This window comes from Enterococcus avium, assembly GCF_002891025.1.
Lineage (GTDB): Bacteria > Bacillota > Bacilli > Lactobacillales > Enterococcaceae > Enterococcus_A > Enterococcus_A avium.
Genome location: NZ_NBSL01000002.1, coordinates 2207464 through 2220893, shown reverse-complemented (window position 1 = coordinate 2220893; position 13430 = coordinate 2207464). Strand labels below are relative to the sequence as shown.

The following is a 13430-nucleotide window of genomic DNA, read 5'->3' as shown; positions in this document are numbered from 1 at the left end:
ATCACAGAAAAATGGATTTTTTTAAATAGGTCTTATATACTGGACCAGATTTTTATAAAAGTGATTCAAGTTCTTTAGCAAGGGGTGCATAATCGAGCTCATGAAGAATCTTTAAGACCATCTCACTTTCTGTTTGTCCGTTCGCGTCGCCGCGTTTTGTCAGCAAAACCCCTTTGAAAAATTTGGCACACAGTCGATGAAAGCACTCTTTGTACTCGGTACTTAGCAGCAGAAGCTGTTCAATTAATACTTCCGCATAGTCTAATAGGTTTTCATCAAGCGTCTCCCGAATTAAGTTGACTAAAAGACTGCAGAAAATCTCTCTGCCGCGATCATAATTTTTATACAGCTCCAAAGATTTTGAGAGCTGCTTGAAGAAGAGCAACTGTTTTTCGCCTTCAATAAATTCCAAGGTGTTGGCAAATAATTGGATTTCTTGCAGTGTCCACGTTTGCAGATTTGTCAGGTACTGAATAATCGTTGCCTTATCTTCTGACAAAACGACATCAGGTGTATAGCTGCCTGTTTTGTTCGTCGCTTCGATGATCCGAATCCGAGAACGAACTTCCGCAACATGGACATTCGCGATCGGTCCTTGTAGCTCTTGTAGCTCCTGCAAAAGCTGATAAAGAGCTGGAAGATCATAGTTGTTACTGTAATTGGAGTAACGAAAAATATAATCGGCTTGCTCATTCAAGCGGTAATCCTGACTAATATAGAGAAACTCGTCCATATCTAAGGAAAGTCGCTCTAAAATATCTAGCAGCAAGGTCGCCGAAATACTATGATTGCCCTTTTCAAATTCAATGGCGTAGGATTTTGAAACAATGCCGAGATAAACCTCTTTTTGAGTTAAGCCTTTACTTAGCCGAATTTTCCGAACCACTTCTCCATGATACATCGCTTCACCAGCTCTCTATTTATTGCCGTTAGCATAGCATATTTCAGTTAAAAACTGTTTTTAAATGTTTGCGAGGAATGTCGAGTTCCTTTTCGTTTCTTGCTATAATAATTGGAAAACGAGGTGGCGCATGAAAACGATTGGATTATTAGGCGGGATGAGCTGGGAAAGCACGGTAACGTATTACACACGAATCAATGAATTAATGAATCAGCAATTAGGTGGGCTGCATTCGGCTAAAATTAAACTAGCCAGTGTTGATTTTGAAGAAATTGAAAACTATCAGGCAGCAAATGAATGGGAAAAAAGCGGAGCGGTTCTCGGAAAAGAAGCGCAGCAATTAGAACAAGCAGGGGCTGATTTTCTACTAATCTGCACCAACACGATGCACAAGGTCGCACCACAGATTGCTGAATATTTAACGATTCCGATCCTGCATATTGCAGATGCTACGATTGCCGAACTACAAGCGCAGCAAATCAAAAAGGTCGCCTTATTAGGGACGAAATATACGATGACTCAAGCTTTTTACAAACAGAAAATTATCGACAGTGGGATCGATGTATGGATTCCCAACGAAGCCACGATCGAAACGATCAATCAAATCATTTTTGCTGAATTGTGTCATGGAAAGATTTTAACGGAATCAAAAGAGAAATTTATCGAGGTGATTGAAGAAGCAATCAAAGCCGGAGCGGAAGGCGTCATCTTAGGCTGCACGGAAATTGGATTGTTGATCCAACAGGCGGATGTTGCGATCCCAGTTTTTGATACAACTGAAATCCATTCCCAAAAAGCCGTCGAACAAGCCTTGGCAGAATAGATGAGGACTGTGATGAAAACGATTCTTTTTGCTCCAGCGACCTTTAATTTAGCGGAGACCACTCGGATGATCGAGATTGCCAAACAAATGCGTAAGAACTATCACTGTGTTTTTTGCGGGTTTTCAAAAACGTATCTCAAGTTGATCAAAGAGGCAGAGTTTGAGGTTTCTTTGTTGAGCCCCACACTGACACCACAGCAAGAAGCCGCGATTATTAAATTTGATCAAGGAAAAAGCTTGAAGAATCCCTTTACGGCAGAAATTGTGGCTGATCGAGTCGCTAGTGAGTTAGCTTTGATTAACGAGTTGGCTCCTTCTGTGATCGTGACAGGCAGTAACGTGACGATCTTCCTATCCGCCCGTATCGAAAAAGTTCCTTTGGTGTACGTCAAACCAGTGGCGATGTCTCGTCCGCATTTTAATCATGAAGCGGGTTGTATTATTCCTAGTCAGCTGGATAAAGCCTACTTGCCAAAGTCGGTTCTGTGGAAGCTTTTTCTGAGGGCTTCTAAACATTTGACCTGGAAACCCAGTGGATTCAAAAAGGTTGCGCAGCACTACAAACTAGCACTGCCTAAGTATACGTTGGATTTGCTGGATGGCGATTTGAATTTAATCACGACACTTCCGGCTTTCACAAAAGATTTAGTCTTTCCGGATAATTATCAATCTGTCGGTCCGATATTTGCGTGTCTGCCTTATGAGCTGCCAGCTAAGGTGAGTCGAATTATTGAAAAAGCTCGTCAGCAAAAAAAGCCAGTCGTCTATTTTGCGATGGGCAGTTCAGGAAATCGTTCATTGATCGAAAAGCTGTTAGCCTATTTTGTGACCACCGACTATGAGGTGATCGCACCAATTAAAAGCTATTTACCAGAGGATTTCGTTGCTGGAAATATCCATGTCTTTGATTGGCTGCCAGCATTGGAGGTTTCTGAACTTGTTGATTTTTCGGTGATCCATGGCGGCGAAGGAACCGTGCAAACCGCCTGCTCTTCTGGCAAACCCTTTATTGGCATCGGCCTGCAATACGAACAGGAAGTTAACGTCGCATATTGCGAAAACTTTGGCAATGCGCTTGCCTTGCCGCCCAATAAATTAACAATAGAAGCTTTGTCGCGTAGTATCAAAAAGCTGCAATCACCCGATTATCGAAAAAAAGCGGAAGAAATGCAGCGTTTGATGAAGAGAGTCGATGGTGCGAAGGCTGCGGCACAGCAAATCGAAGAGCGGTATCTTCGTTGATAAACAAAAAAGCCATCCAGATTAATTAAAAAATCTGGATGGCTTTTTTAATGCTTGCGTTTACGCATAAACAGACCAGCAATCAGCCCGAGTCCGCCGCAGGATAGTAACGTGAGAATAGTGATAAAGCTCATCTCGATCACATTATAGACAGTTGTTTGATTAGCAATTGTATTGGTTATAAGAACAGCCGGAATCGCCAGCAGTGAAGCCATCCCTAAACAAGAACCCATATTCCAGTGCAAGATTTTTCGAGTGCCGATCGATGCCCAGAAATAAACAATCCAAGTCACTGCGATGGGAATTCCAATTGGCCCAAGCCAGTAAACCGGAGCATCTAGAAAGTAATTATTCACCGTTCGTTCGACAACCATAAAGAATGGAATGATCAATACAGTAAAAACTGATACCGAGTGAATTACGCGATAATTCTTGCTGAAAAGCAACGCATCCAATAAGGAACCTCCAAAAATCAATGCACTCCCGACAATTCGAAACCAAGTAAATTGCTGATCAATCGCAAAGTTCGTTACGCCCGTTATTGCGAATGCTAAAATAAATAAAATCCAGAAAAGCTTTCTACCAACACTTCCCTTTTTATCTGAATCCTTCATTAGTTTCCCTCCTTATTCCCGTTAAAGTATTTTTTGCCAGTTAGCCACTGCGAAAAGTGGAACTGACATCCTTATTTCCTGTAATCTTTCTTAAAGTATAACAGTCTTTATTTTTCCTTAATATCAGACCTGCGACGCATTTTACCTACGACCCATAAAAATCAATGGGGTTCGATAAATTTGATCGGCGGATTCTCGTTCGCATGCTTCAGAAATTCTTTTGGCGTAATTCCAAATTCCTTTTTAAACGCTTTCAAAAAATGTGCATAGGAGTTGAAGCCGCACTTGCTGTAAACATCAGAGGAGCTTTTGTATTGCTTCAATAGCTGCTTGGCATAGAGCAGCTTCTTTTTCAGGACAAATTGATGAAAGGTAAAGCCTGTATGCTTTTTAAATTCCCGCGTGATATAGTACTTGCTCACATAAAAATTTTGCTCCATTTCCTCTAAGGTCAAAGGATGGGAGAGATTTTCTGTAATAAAATGAATCATTTCTACGATTCGTTCATTTTGGATGATGGGCAGACCGTGATTTTCTTGGGTGTCCTCTTCGATCAATTGGTTCAGCTGCATCATGTAATGAACCAGCTGCTGTTCATAAAGAATATCTGAACCATAAACCTCAGGGGAAGGCTTTTCATCTACAAAACGCAGCAGTTCGTGTAGTTTTTCCGGCTTTAGCTGTAATACCTTGCTTCGCTGCTCGCCAACAGGATGGAAGCAGGCTTCCAAATTTGTCCATTCGGTTGATCGATCCTGTAAAAATTTTTCCGTTAAAAAAATATACACCCGTTCAAAATAATCGGTACTTTGCTTCATGATACGATGGAGATCATTGTAATGAATCAGCAGGACGGTTCCAGGAACGATATCAAACTGCCGATTGTCTAAATAAAAGGTCGCCACGCCTTCCAAGGTAGCATGCACTTCGTAAAAATCATGGTAATGATACACAGTCTTTTCGTTATTTACATTGTCCTTTACATGATAAATCTCATATTGATCAGAAAGCATTGTATTCACATAATATTTTTTTTTATTATGGTGGGTCATGTAATCACTCCTAGTGAATAGTTGAACAATCGTTGCTTATTATACTGTAGTTTTGTGAGGGCAGGTAGAGAAATAAATAAAATTTCTTTCGTTATCTTTTATTAATTCTATTAAACATCAGAAGAGAGCTGAGTAGTTCAAATTTTCAAAATTCTGCAATTTTTGACAGTTTTAAATCAAAAATTGCCATATTTAAAAAAGGGTTTCCCTGCTAAACTAACCCTTGTAAGCAGTTACAATAAATTTTTATAGGCAATTAATCAATCTTTTTAAGGAAAAAGGAGTGTTTTAACATGCAGCAGATGGAAACTCGATATACGCATAGTCCTTTGGATATTCGTCATTACTCAACGGAAGAATTGCGAAAAGAATTCTTGGTAGAAAAGATTTTCGCACCTGGTGAAATCAGCTTAACGTATACTCACAATGACCGAATGATTTTTGGTGGTGTTACACCGACAGATGAAGCACTGGAAATCAAACTGGATCAAGAATTAGGGGTGGACTATTTTCTTGAGCGTCGGGAGTTAGGGGTTATTAATATTGGCGGACCAGGATTTATTGAAATTGATGGGCAAAGAGATACGATGAAAAAGCAGGATGGGTATTATATTGGCAAAGAAACAAAGCATGTGGTCTTCACCTCTGAAGATCCGTCAAACCCGGCGAAATTTTATATCAGCTGTGTACCAGCGCATAAAAAATATCCAAATGTCAAAATTAGTATTGATCAAATCAAGCCAATGGAAACTGGTGATGGCCAAACGTTAAATGAACGGAAAATTTATCAATACATTCATCCGAATGTTTGCGAAAGCTGTCAGCTACAAATGGGTTATACCATTTTAGAGCCCGGCAGTGCTTGGAATACCATGCCGTGTCATACCCACGAACGGCGTATGGAAGCGTATGTCTATTTTGATTACGCAACAGAAGATACGCGGGTCTTTCATATGATGGGCAAACCTGATGAAACCAAACATTTAGTTGTAGACAATGAACAAGCGGTGATCTCGCCTAGCTGGTCGATTCATTCTGGTGTCGGCACAAGTAATTATTCTTTTATCTGGGCAATGTGTGGTGAAAATATTACCTATACTGATATGGATATGGTAGAAATGGATCAAATAAAATAAAGAGGAGCAGACTAAAAAATGGAATTTAAAATGGACATGTTTCGTTTAGATGGAAAAATCGCTTTGGTTACTGGAGCGGTCTATGGGATTGGCTTTGAAATTGCCAAGTCATTAGCAGCGGCGGGAGCGACGATTGTTTTTAATAATTTGGATCAGGCTTCGGTCGATCAAGGGTTAGCAAATTATACAAAAGAGGGTATTCAGGCTCATGGCTATGTTTGTGACGTTACTGATGAGGCAGCGGTTCAGGCCATGGTTAAGCAAATCGAAGATGAAGTCGGCGTAATTGATATTTTAGTCAACAACGCTGGGATCATTAAACGCATCCCGATGCTAGAAATGTCTGCGGAGGATTTCCGCCAAGTAGTTGATGTTGATTTGAACGCACCTTTTATCGTGTCTAAAGCAGTCCTACCATCAATGATCAAAAAAGGTCATGGGAAGATCATCAACATTTGTTCTATGATGAGTGAACTGGGTCGGGAAACTGTTGCGGGTTATGCAGCTGCTAAAGGCGGACTAAAAATGCTGACGAAAAATATTTGTTCAGAGTTCGGAGAAGCGAATATCCAGTGTAACGGGATTGGACCTGGCTACATAGCCACGCCGCAAACAGCCCCTTTAAGAGAAAAACAAGCAGACGGCTCACGTCATCCCTTTGATCAATTTATCGTATCAAAAACACCGGCAGCGCGTTGGGGTGAACCAAGTGATTTAGCAGGCCCAACGGTTTTCTTGGCATCGGATGCCTCTGATTTTGTGAATGGACATATTTTATATGTTGATGGCGGCATTCTAGCTTATATTGGCAAACAGCCGTAATCCTATTTTTCAAGAGGATAGGAATTATTAGAGCGCTTGTTCCTATCCTCTGATTTTTACGAATAGCAATTTTTGCAAGTTTTTGATCAATTTAAGACATTTATTGTGGTCTTTTTATTTGTTACTCTATTCACGTGAAAGAAATGAAAGCGATTTATTAAGGAGAGAGCAATGGCAATTATTTTAGAAGAACTATTCATACCAAAAGAAACAGTCAAAGAAAAAATCGATTTATTAATCGAGAATCTCACAACGATCAAAGATAGCAGTGGAGAATTCATTCTGGACTTTGATGGCTTGAAGGTCGACGATAAAAGCTGGACTATCTGGAATTGGCCGCAGGGAGTGGGCTTATACGGTATCTATAAAAATTATCAAATAACCAAAAATCCAGCTGCTTTGAAGGTCGTTACTGATTGGTTTGAGGCGCGCATGGAAGAAGGAGCGCCACCAAAAAATGTCAATACAATGGCGCCTTTATTGACGATGGCTTACTTGTACGAAGATACACAAGATACACGTTATATCCCTTACTTAGAGCAATGGGCTGAATGGGTGATGCACGACATGCCGCGAACAAAAGAAAACGGACTGCAGCATGCAACTTATGGTCCTGAAAATAAGAATCAACTGTGGGATGATACGCTGATGATGACGGTCTTGCCATTAGCAAAAATTGGAAAATTATTTAATCGTCCAGAATATTTGGAAGAAGCCCGGTATCAATTTTTGATTCATATCAAATACTTGATGGATAAGAAAACCGGATTATGGTACCACGGCTGGACCTTTGAAGGAAATCATAATTACGCAGAAGCATTTTGGGCACGTGGCAATTGCTGGTTAACCATTGCGATTCCAGAGATCATCGAAATTTTAGAATTATCAAAAGAGGATGCCTTAAGAAAATTCTTACTTGAAACATTAGAAGCACAAGTGAAAGCCTTAGCAGAATATCAAGCGGATAGCGGGTTATGGCATACATTGATCGATGATCCGACTTCATATGAAGAATCTTCTGCAGCGGCTGGGTTTGCTTATGGCATATTGAAAGCGGTGCATAAGAATTATTTACCGAAGAAATATGAGAAAGTTGCGTATCAGGCGATCGAAGGATTATTAGCGCAAATTGATGAAAATGGCACGGTACAAAATGTATCAGTCGGGACAGGAATGGGAGACAGCTTGGATTTCTATAAAAATATTGGGATCACTGCGATGCCATACGGACAATCCTTAACTGTTCTATGCCTGACTGAGTTGTTAGTTTCTTACTGCTAAAGAAAAAGGAGCAAAACGATGAAAATTAGATCATTGATTTTAACAGCCGCAGCACTAGTTACAACAACCTTTCTTTTAAGCGGCTGCAGTAATACGAAAGTTGCAGCCGCTGACGAACAGGCGGTAACGTTACGTTATGCCTATGCTTCCAACAGTCAGCCAGTCGTTGATTCAATGAAGGAGTTCGGACGACTGGTAAAAGAAAAGACAAATGGAAAAGTCGAAATCGAATATTATCCAGATGCACAATTAGGCGGAGAAACCGAACTGATCGAATTGACGCAAACTGGAGCAATCGATTTTACCAAGGTCAGCGGTTCGGCCTTAGAAAGCTTTTCGAAGGATTACTCGATCTTTGGTATTCCATACCTGTTTGACGATGAAGAACACTTCTTCAGAGTGATGGAAAATGAAAAAATCATGAATGAAATCTATCAGTCCACAGAAGAGCTGGGCTTTGTAGGCTTGACTTATTATGATTCAGGGCAACGGAGCTTTTATATGACAGAAGGACCGATCAAAACACCCGAAGATCTAAAAGGGAAAAAGATTCGTGTGATGCAAAGTGAGACGGCGATCAAAATGGTCGAGCTGCTGGGTGGATCAGCGGTTCCAATGGGAAGCAACGAAGTGTACACCTCGTTGCAATCGAATTTGATCAATGGTGCTGAAAACAATGAGTTTGTGCTATTTACCGCTGGACATGGCGGAGTAGCGAAATATTATTCCTACGATGAGCATACCCGTGTGCCGGATGTAGTGATTATGAATGATTCGGTTAAAGAGCGTCTAACTGCAGAACAATACAAAGCTGTACAGGAAGCGGCAAAAGAATCGACAGAATATGAAAAGAAAGTATTCAAAAAGGCTGTCGAGGAAGAAAAGAAAATCGCGACCAAGGATTATGGTGTTCAATATAACGAAGTAGATAGTGAACCATTCCAAAAGCTGGTTCAGCCATTACACGATGAGTTTAAGAACAATGAAGATTATCGCGAGCTGTATCAGGAAATTCGAGCGTTAGCAGAAAAGGTAGGAGAAGACAAATGAAAGCGTTTAGAAATGGGTTGGATAAGTTCATGGAGATTCTATGCTCTACAATCTTAGCAGCGATGGTTTTGATTGTCCTCTATCAAGTGTTTGCTCGGAAGGTTTTGAACAATCCCAATACAGTTACGGAGGAATTGGTTCGTTTTGGTTTAGTTTGGGTTGCGATGTTAGCGTCAGCTTATGTCGTAGGGAAAAAGAGCCACTTATGTGTCACCTTGTTAAGCGATAATTTGAATGAAAAAGGCAAGCTCTTTTTAGAAATTGTCGTTCAGGTTCTCTTTATCTTGTTTGCGGCAGTCATCATGATTTATGGCGGCTGGCAGGCTTCTCTTGTGACAATGGGGCAAATTTCGCCTTCATTATCGATCCCTATGGGCTATGTGTATTTATCGGTTCCAGTATCGGGAGCCATCATGCTTTTATATAGTGTAATGAATTTATTAGATAGAACTCCTCGAACAGTTGAAAGTGAGGCGGAATAGTTATGGCTCTAGAAGCTGGCCTGATTCTTTTTGTAATTTTTGCAATTCTTTTAATCGTTGGGATGCCGATCGCGATCAGTATCGCTGCTTCCTCGATTTGTACATTGTTGTTAGTGATTCCTTTTGAAAATGCGGTCTTTACCTCTGCACAAAAAATGGTTTCTAGTCTAAATAGCTTTTCGTTGATCGCCATTCCCTTCTTTGTCTTGTCGGGAATCATTATGAATAATGGTGGGATCGCCGAGAAACTGGTGAACTTTGCAATGCTGTTTGTTGGACGAATTCCTGGTGGTTTAGCTCATACGAATGTTTTAGGTAACGCTCTTTTCGGTTCCATGTCTAGTTCTGCGATTGCTGCTTCTACGGCAATTGGCGGTGTGTTGGTACCACAGCAGGTAAAAGCTGGCTATGACCGAAAATTTGCCACAGCGGTAAATATCGCTTCGGCTCCCACTGGAATGGTGATACCGCCTAGTACGGCCTTCATTATGTATTCATTGGTTGCTGGTGGCGCTTCGATTTCAGCGTTATTCATGGGCGGTTATCTTGTAGGTGCTTTATGGTGTATCGGAATTATGGTGGTAGCTTTTATTCATGCTAAGCGTAACAATTATCAAACGATCAAAGGCGCTGAAAAAGGGACCGCGGGGAAGGTTTTAAAAGAGGCGATTCCGAGTGTCATGTTAATTGTGATCATTATCGGTGGTATTCTCTTCGGACTGTTTACAGCTGTAGAGGCTTCGGCGATTGCAGTAGCGTACTCCTTATTGATCGCGATGTTCTATTACAAAACGATCACTGTTAAAGATATTCCTAAAATGTTAACAGAAGCAGTCAAAACGACAGGGACAATTTCCTTCTTGTTAGCAACCTCTTCGATGATGTCCTTTGCGATGGCTTTTACAGGAATTCCTCAAGCGATCAGTGGAGCGATTTTAGGATTAACAACCAACAAGCTCATCGTTTTATTATTAGTTAATATTGTCTTATTACTTGTGGGCATGTTCATGGATGTCGGTCCGGCGATTCTAATCTTTACGCCGATCTTTTTACCAGTGGTGACGAGTGTAGGTGTTGATCCTGTGCACTTTGGTCTATTTGCTATTATGAATTTGTGTGTCGGCTCCATCACACCGCCTGTCGGAACGGGATTATACGTAGGTGCCAGTGTCGGCGGCGTCAAGGCCGAACAGATGCTGAAGCCGTTGATTCCCTTTTATGTCGCTATTTTAGTGATTTTATTACTGATTACTTATTTCCCAGCACTAGTTATGTGGCTGCCGAATATGGTGGGGTAGAAAAATGTTAAATTTATCGATTCGCGGACATGATTTGTCCGATGTTACAACGCTAGAATCTTTAGCTGAAAAAACACAGGCACAAAATGTCCAAACGCTGCAATTAGCACTAGGTCTTTCTTTTCCAGATTGGCCTAGTGATGGCAAAAATCTAAATCCAGGTTTAGGGCAAAGGGTTAAAGGGGTTTTGCAGAAAAGTGAGATTCAAGTAGGTATTTTAAGCTGCTATATCAATATGATTCATCCTGACAGCAGTCTGCGTGAAGCAGCATTATCCAAATTTGAAAGCTATGTCCGTCATGCTCGTTACTTTGGCGCGACGATGGTAGCGACAGAGACAGGGAATGTACTGCCGGAGATTCGTTATACGACGAAGAATTTTACCGACGAAGCGTTTAATGACATGGTTCAAGTCATCCGACGACTAGTGAAGGTTGGAGAAGAACAGCAGACACTGATCGGAATTGAGCCAGGATTGAATCATCCACTTTACTCGTTAGATCGAGTAGAGCAATTAATCCAACAGATCGATTCAGATTATTTAGGGATCATTTTAGATCCGACGAATTTGATTACTAGTGAAACCTATCAAAATCAAGTGGCTTTGGTCCAACAAGCCTTTGAACGGTTTGGCGAAAAAATCGTTGCGGTTCATTTGAAGGACTATCAGGTTCAAAAGGATCAAATCGTCCCAGTGAATTTAGGGACAGGGGTGATTGATTATCCAGCAATTTGCCGCTTGATTGCCAAGGAAAAACCCGGATTGTTTGTTGTCTTAGAAGAGACCAAGGATCAAGCGATTCACAAAGCCGTTCAATTGATTGAACAGGTATTATAGAAACATTGTGATTGAAAAAGGAGAATGTTATGATCAAAAAAGCGATCAGAATGAACCTATATCCTGGAGCGAAAGCAGAATATCAGAAAAGGCACGACGAATTGTGGCCGGAGATGCGGGAAATGCTGAAGGAACATGGAGCGTTAAGCTATTCTATTTTCTTAGATTCAGAAAGCAATCAGCTCTTCGGTTATCTTGAAATCGAGGATGAAGAAAAGTGGAATCAGGTTTCAACTACAGCCATCAATCAGAAATGGTGGACATATATGAAAGATTTAATGGAAACAAATCCAGATGATTCACCTGTTAGTTTTGATTTGGAACCGGTATTTGAATTGTAAAATAAAAAGTCGAATTCAGTTGAAAGATTTTCTTTCAGCTGAATTCGACTTTTTTAGTTTAGCGCTTTTTCCGCCTCTGTTTGAGCCATTTTCGCTGTTACGTGTTCGTCGATTCGCAAGAACGGCAAGTAGATAAAGACACTGACTGCAATAATGATGATTTGTAAAACGGCGGCGCGCCAATCACCACCCGTTGCGAGAAAGCCTGAAATCACTGGCGGTGTGGTCCAAGGGATTTGGACAACCACGTGATTGATCAATCCTGCAGCTGTTGCGAAATAGGCTGTTACTAGTGAGAAGATCGGAGCCAAGACGAATGGAATGATCAGACTTAGATTAAATACGATCGGCAGACCGAAGATGATCGGTTCGCTAATATTGAACAAGGCAGGTGTGACAGATAATTTCGCAAAGTCTTTATAATCTTTCCGACGACTAAAAACGAAAATCGCGATCAGTAAGGCAATCGTGTTTCCAGAGCCACCCATTACAGCGAAGGTATCTTTGAAGGCCATATTAATAATATGCGGGATTTGCTCGTTATTCGCATAGGCAGCCATATTTTCCTGCATGTTTTGTAATAAGAATGGGTCAAGCAATGAACCAGAAATCACGGCTTGGTGAATCCCGAAGCCAAAGAACAGATTGGCAATTGATGTAATCAGGACAAAGCCAGGTAATCCAGTAGTGACATGACTCAAAGGACCTGTGATGGCTTTTGTAATCAGTCCATTGACATCCATATTGAACAATTGATTAACACCAAAAGAAAGAATCGCAAATACTGTGACAGTAATCATGATCGGAATCAATACATTGAATGATTTCAGAACAGCCGGTGGAATATTTCCCGATAGTTTGATTTGCAGCTTTTCATTTGTGGATAATTTGATGAAGAGTTCCGTCGCTAATAAACCAACAAAGATACCGACGAACATCCCAGAAGCGCCCGTATGTGAACCGGGAATAACGCCAGTCACCTCAATCGCTTTTTTGGCATTTTCCGGTGTGAACATGGTTTTCATCGGCGTCAAAACGATAAAAGTCGAAATTGATACTAAGACAGCTGCAATATGATTGCTATAATTTCTGCTGACACACATATGATAAGAAACTGCAGCGACAACTAATAGTGTAGTGATACTTAAGGTACCATTGGCGATTGACATGCCGACCTCTTGAATCTTCATCAGGGTTGCTGGGTTGATGATTTTCCCCATGAAGCCGGTGGGCTCTAAGATAACGTAGTTGATCAAGGTTACGAAACCAGCTAACATCATGAAGGGCATGAATGTAGCAAAAGCGTCACGTAACGTTCGCATGTGGATCTGATTTCCTAGCTTGGTCGCGATAATCCCGAAACGTTCAAAGAGCTGTTCCTTTTTATTTGTTTTCTCCACGATAGATTCTCCTTTTTTGTAGAATGCTAGTTTGTCTTTCTCTCAGTATCCTGCGAAAAAAGGAACTGCATCCTTATGTTTTAGTTGTAAGCACTTACCTTGATTACATAATAAAACGGATCGACAATAAAGTAAATACCTTTTTATAAA

General features: G+C 40.9%; 14 protein-coding genes. 10 read left to right on the top strand and 4 right to left on the bottom strand.

Features of this window, described 5'->3' with window-relative positions; all coding sequences use genetic code 11:
* Nucleotides 1–52: 52 nt before the first annotated feature.
* Entirely contained in the window at nucleotides 53–901 is an 849-nt protein-coding gene (locus tag AUF14_RS11225; RefSeq protein WP_049218357.1) for a helix-turn-helix domain-containing protein, read from the bottom strand.
* Between the two features lie 130 nt (nucleotides 902–1031).
* Here AUF14_RS11225 and AUF14_RS11220 point away from each other — a divergent pair, with 130 nt between their 5' ends.
* Together AUF14_RS11220 and AUF14_RS11215 are read left to right on the top strand one after the other, a co-directional pair.
* Entirely contained in the window at nucleotides 1032–1724 is a 693-nt protein-coding gene (locus AUF14_RS11220; protein WP_049218358.1) for an aspartate/glutamate racemase family protein, read from the top strand.
* A 12-nt stretch (nucleotides 1725–1736) separates the two neighbouring features.
* Complete coding sequence (locus tag AUF14_RS11215) at nucleotides 1737–2966, top strand: glycosyltransferase (protein WP_049218360.1); 1230 nt, start codon at nucleotides 1737–1739, stop codon at nucleotides 2964–2966.
* A gap of 47 nt (nucleotides 2967–3013) precedes the next feature.
* Here the strand turns inward: AUF14_RS11215 and AUF14_RS11210 are convergent, their stop codons facing one another.
* Together AUF14_RS11210 and AUF14_RS11205 are read right to left on the bottom strand one after the other, a co-directional pair.
* Nucleotides 3014–3580, bottom strand: a complete 567-nt coding sequence (locus AUF14_RS11210; protein ID WP_049218363.1) for a hypothetical protein — start codon at nucleotides 3578–3580, stop codon at nucleotides 3014–3016.
* Between the two features lie 161 nt (nucleotides 3581–3741).
* Nucleotides 3742–4632 carry a helix-turn-helix domain-containing protein gene (locus tag AUF14_RS11205; protein WP_016179731.1) on the bottom strand — a complete coding sequence of 297 codons (891 nt, stop codon included), beginning with the start codon at nucleotides 4630–4632 and terminating at the stop codon, nucleotides 3742–3744.
* A gap of 293 nt (nucleotides 4633–4925) precedes the next feature.
* Here AUF14_RS11205 and kduI point away from each other — a divergent pair, with 293 nt between their 5' ends.
* From kduI to rhaM, 8 genes are all read left to right on the top strand, one after another.
* A complete protein-coding gene (gene kduI / locus AUF14_RS11200) occupies nucleotides 4926–5768 on the top strand; it encodes a 5-dehydro-4-deoxy-D-glucuronate isomerase (protein ID WP_048719356.1) in 843 nt (280 codons plus the stop codon).
* Nucleotides 5769–5786: 18 nt separating this feature from the next.
* Complete coding sequence (locus tag AUF14_RS11195; RefSeq protein WP_049218366.1) at nucleotides 5787–6590, top strand: gluconate 5-dehydrogenase; 804 nt, start codon at nucleotides 5787–5789, stop codon at nucleotides 6588–6590.
* A gap of 171 nt (nucleotides 6591–6761) precedes the next feature.
* Nucleotides 6762–7871, top strand: a complete 1110-nt coding sequence (bglB, locus tag AUF14_RS11190; RefSeq protein ID WP_016179734.1) for a beta-galactosidase BglB — start codon at nucleotides 6762–6764, stop codon at nucleotides 7869–7871.
* A gap of 18 nt (nucleotides 7872–7889) precedes the next feature.
* Entirely contained in the window at nucleotides 7890–8921 is a 1032-nt protein-coding gene (gene dctP / locus AUF14_RS11185; protein ID WP_102866043.1) for a TRAP transporter substrate-binding protein, read from the top strand.
* Nucleotides 8918–9403 carry a TRAP transporter small permease gene (locus tag AUF14_RS11180; protein WP_016179736.1) on the top strand — a complete coding sequence of 162 codons (486 nt, stop codon included), beginning with the start codon at nucleotides 8918–8920 and terminating at the stop codon, nucleotides 9401–9403. The genes dctP and AUF14_RS11180 overlap by 4 nt, the downstream gene beginning before the upstream one ends.
* Before the next feature lie 2 nt (nucleotides 9404–9405).
* The gene (locus AUF14_RS11175; protein ID WP_016179737.1) at nucleotides 9406–10701 is read left to right on the top strand and encodes a TRAP transporter large permease; all 1296 of its coding nucleotides are present in this window, start codon (nucleotides 9406–9408) and stop codon (nucleotides 10699–10701) included.
* A gap of 4 nt (nucleotides 10702–10705) precedes the next feature.
* On the top strand, nucleotides 10706–11539 hold the full coding sequence (locus AUF14_RS11170) for a sugar phosphate isomerase/epimerase family protein (protein ID WP_049222177.1): 834 nt from the start codon (nucleotides 10706–10708) through the stop codon (nucleotides 11537–11539).
* Between the two features lie 29 nt (nucleotides 11540–11568).
* On the top strand, nucleotides 11569–11880 hold the full coding sequence (gene rhaM / locus AUF14_RS11165; protein WP_049222175.1) for an L-rhamnose mutarotase: 312 nt from the start codon (nucleotides 11569–11571) through the stop codon (nucleotides 11878–11880).
* Between the two features lie 53 nt (nucleotides 11881–11933).
* Here the strand turns inward: rhaM and AUF14_RS11160 are convergent, their stop codons facing one another.
* Complete coding sequence (locus AUF14_RS11160; RefSeq protein WP_049222173.1) at nucleotides 11934–13280, bottom strand: PTS sugar transporter subunit IIC; 1347 nt, start codon at nucleotides 13278–13280, stop codon at nucleotides 11934–11936.
* Nucleotides 13281–13430 lie beyond the last annotated feature (150 nt).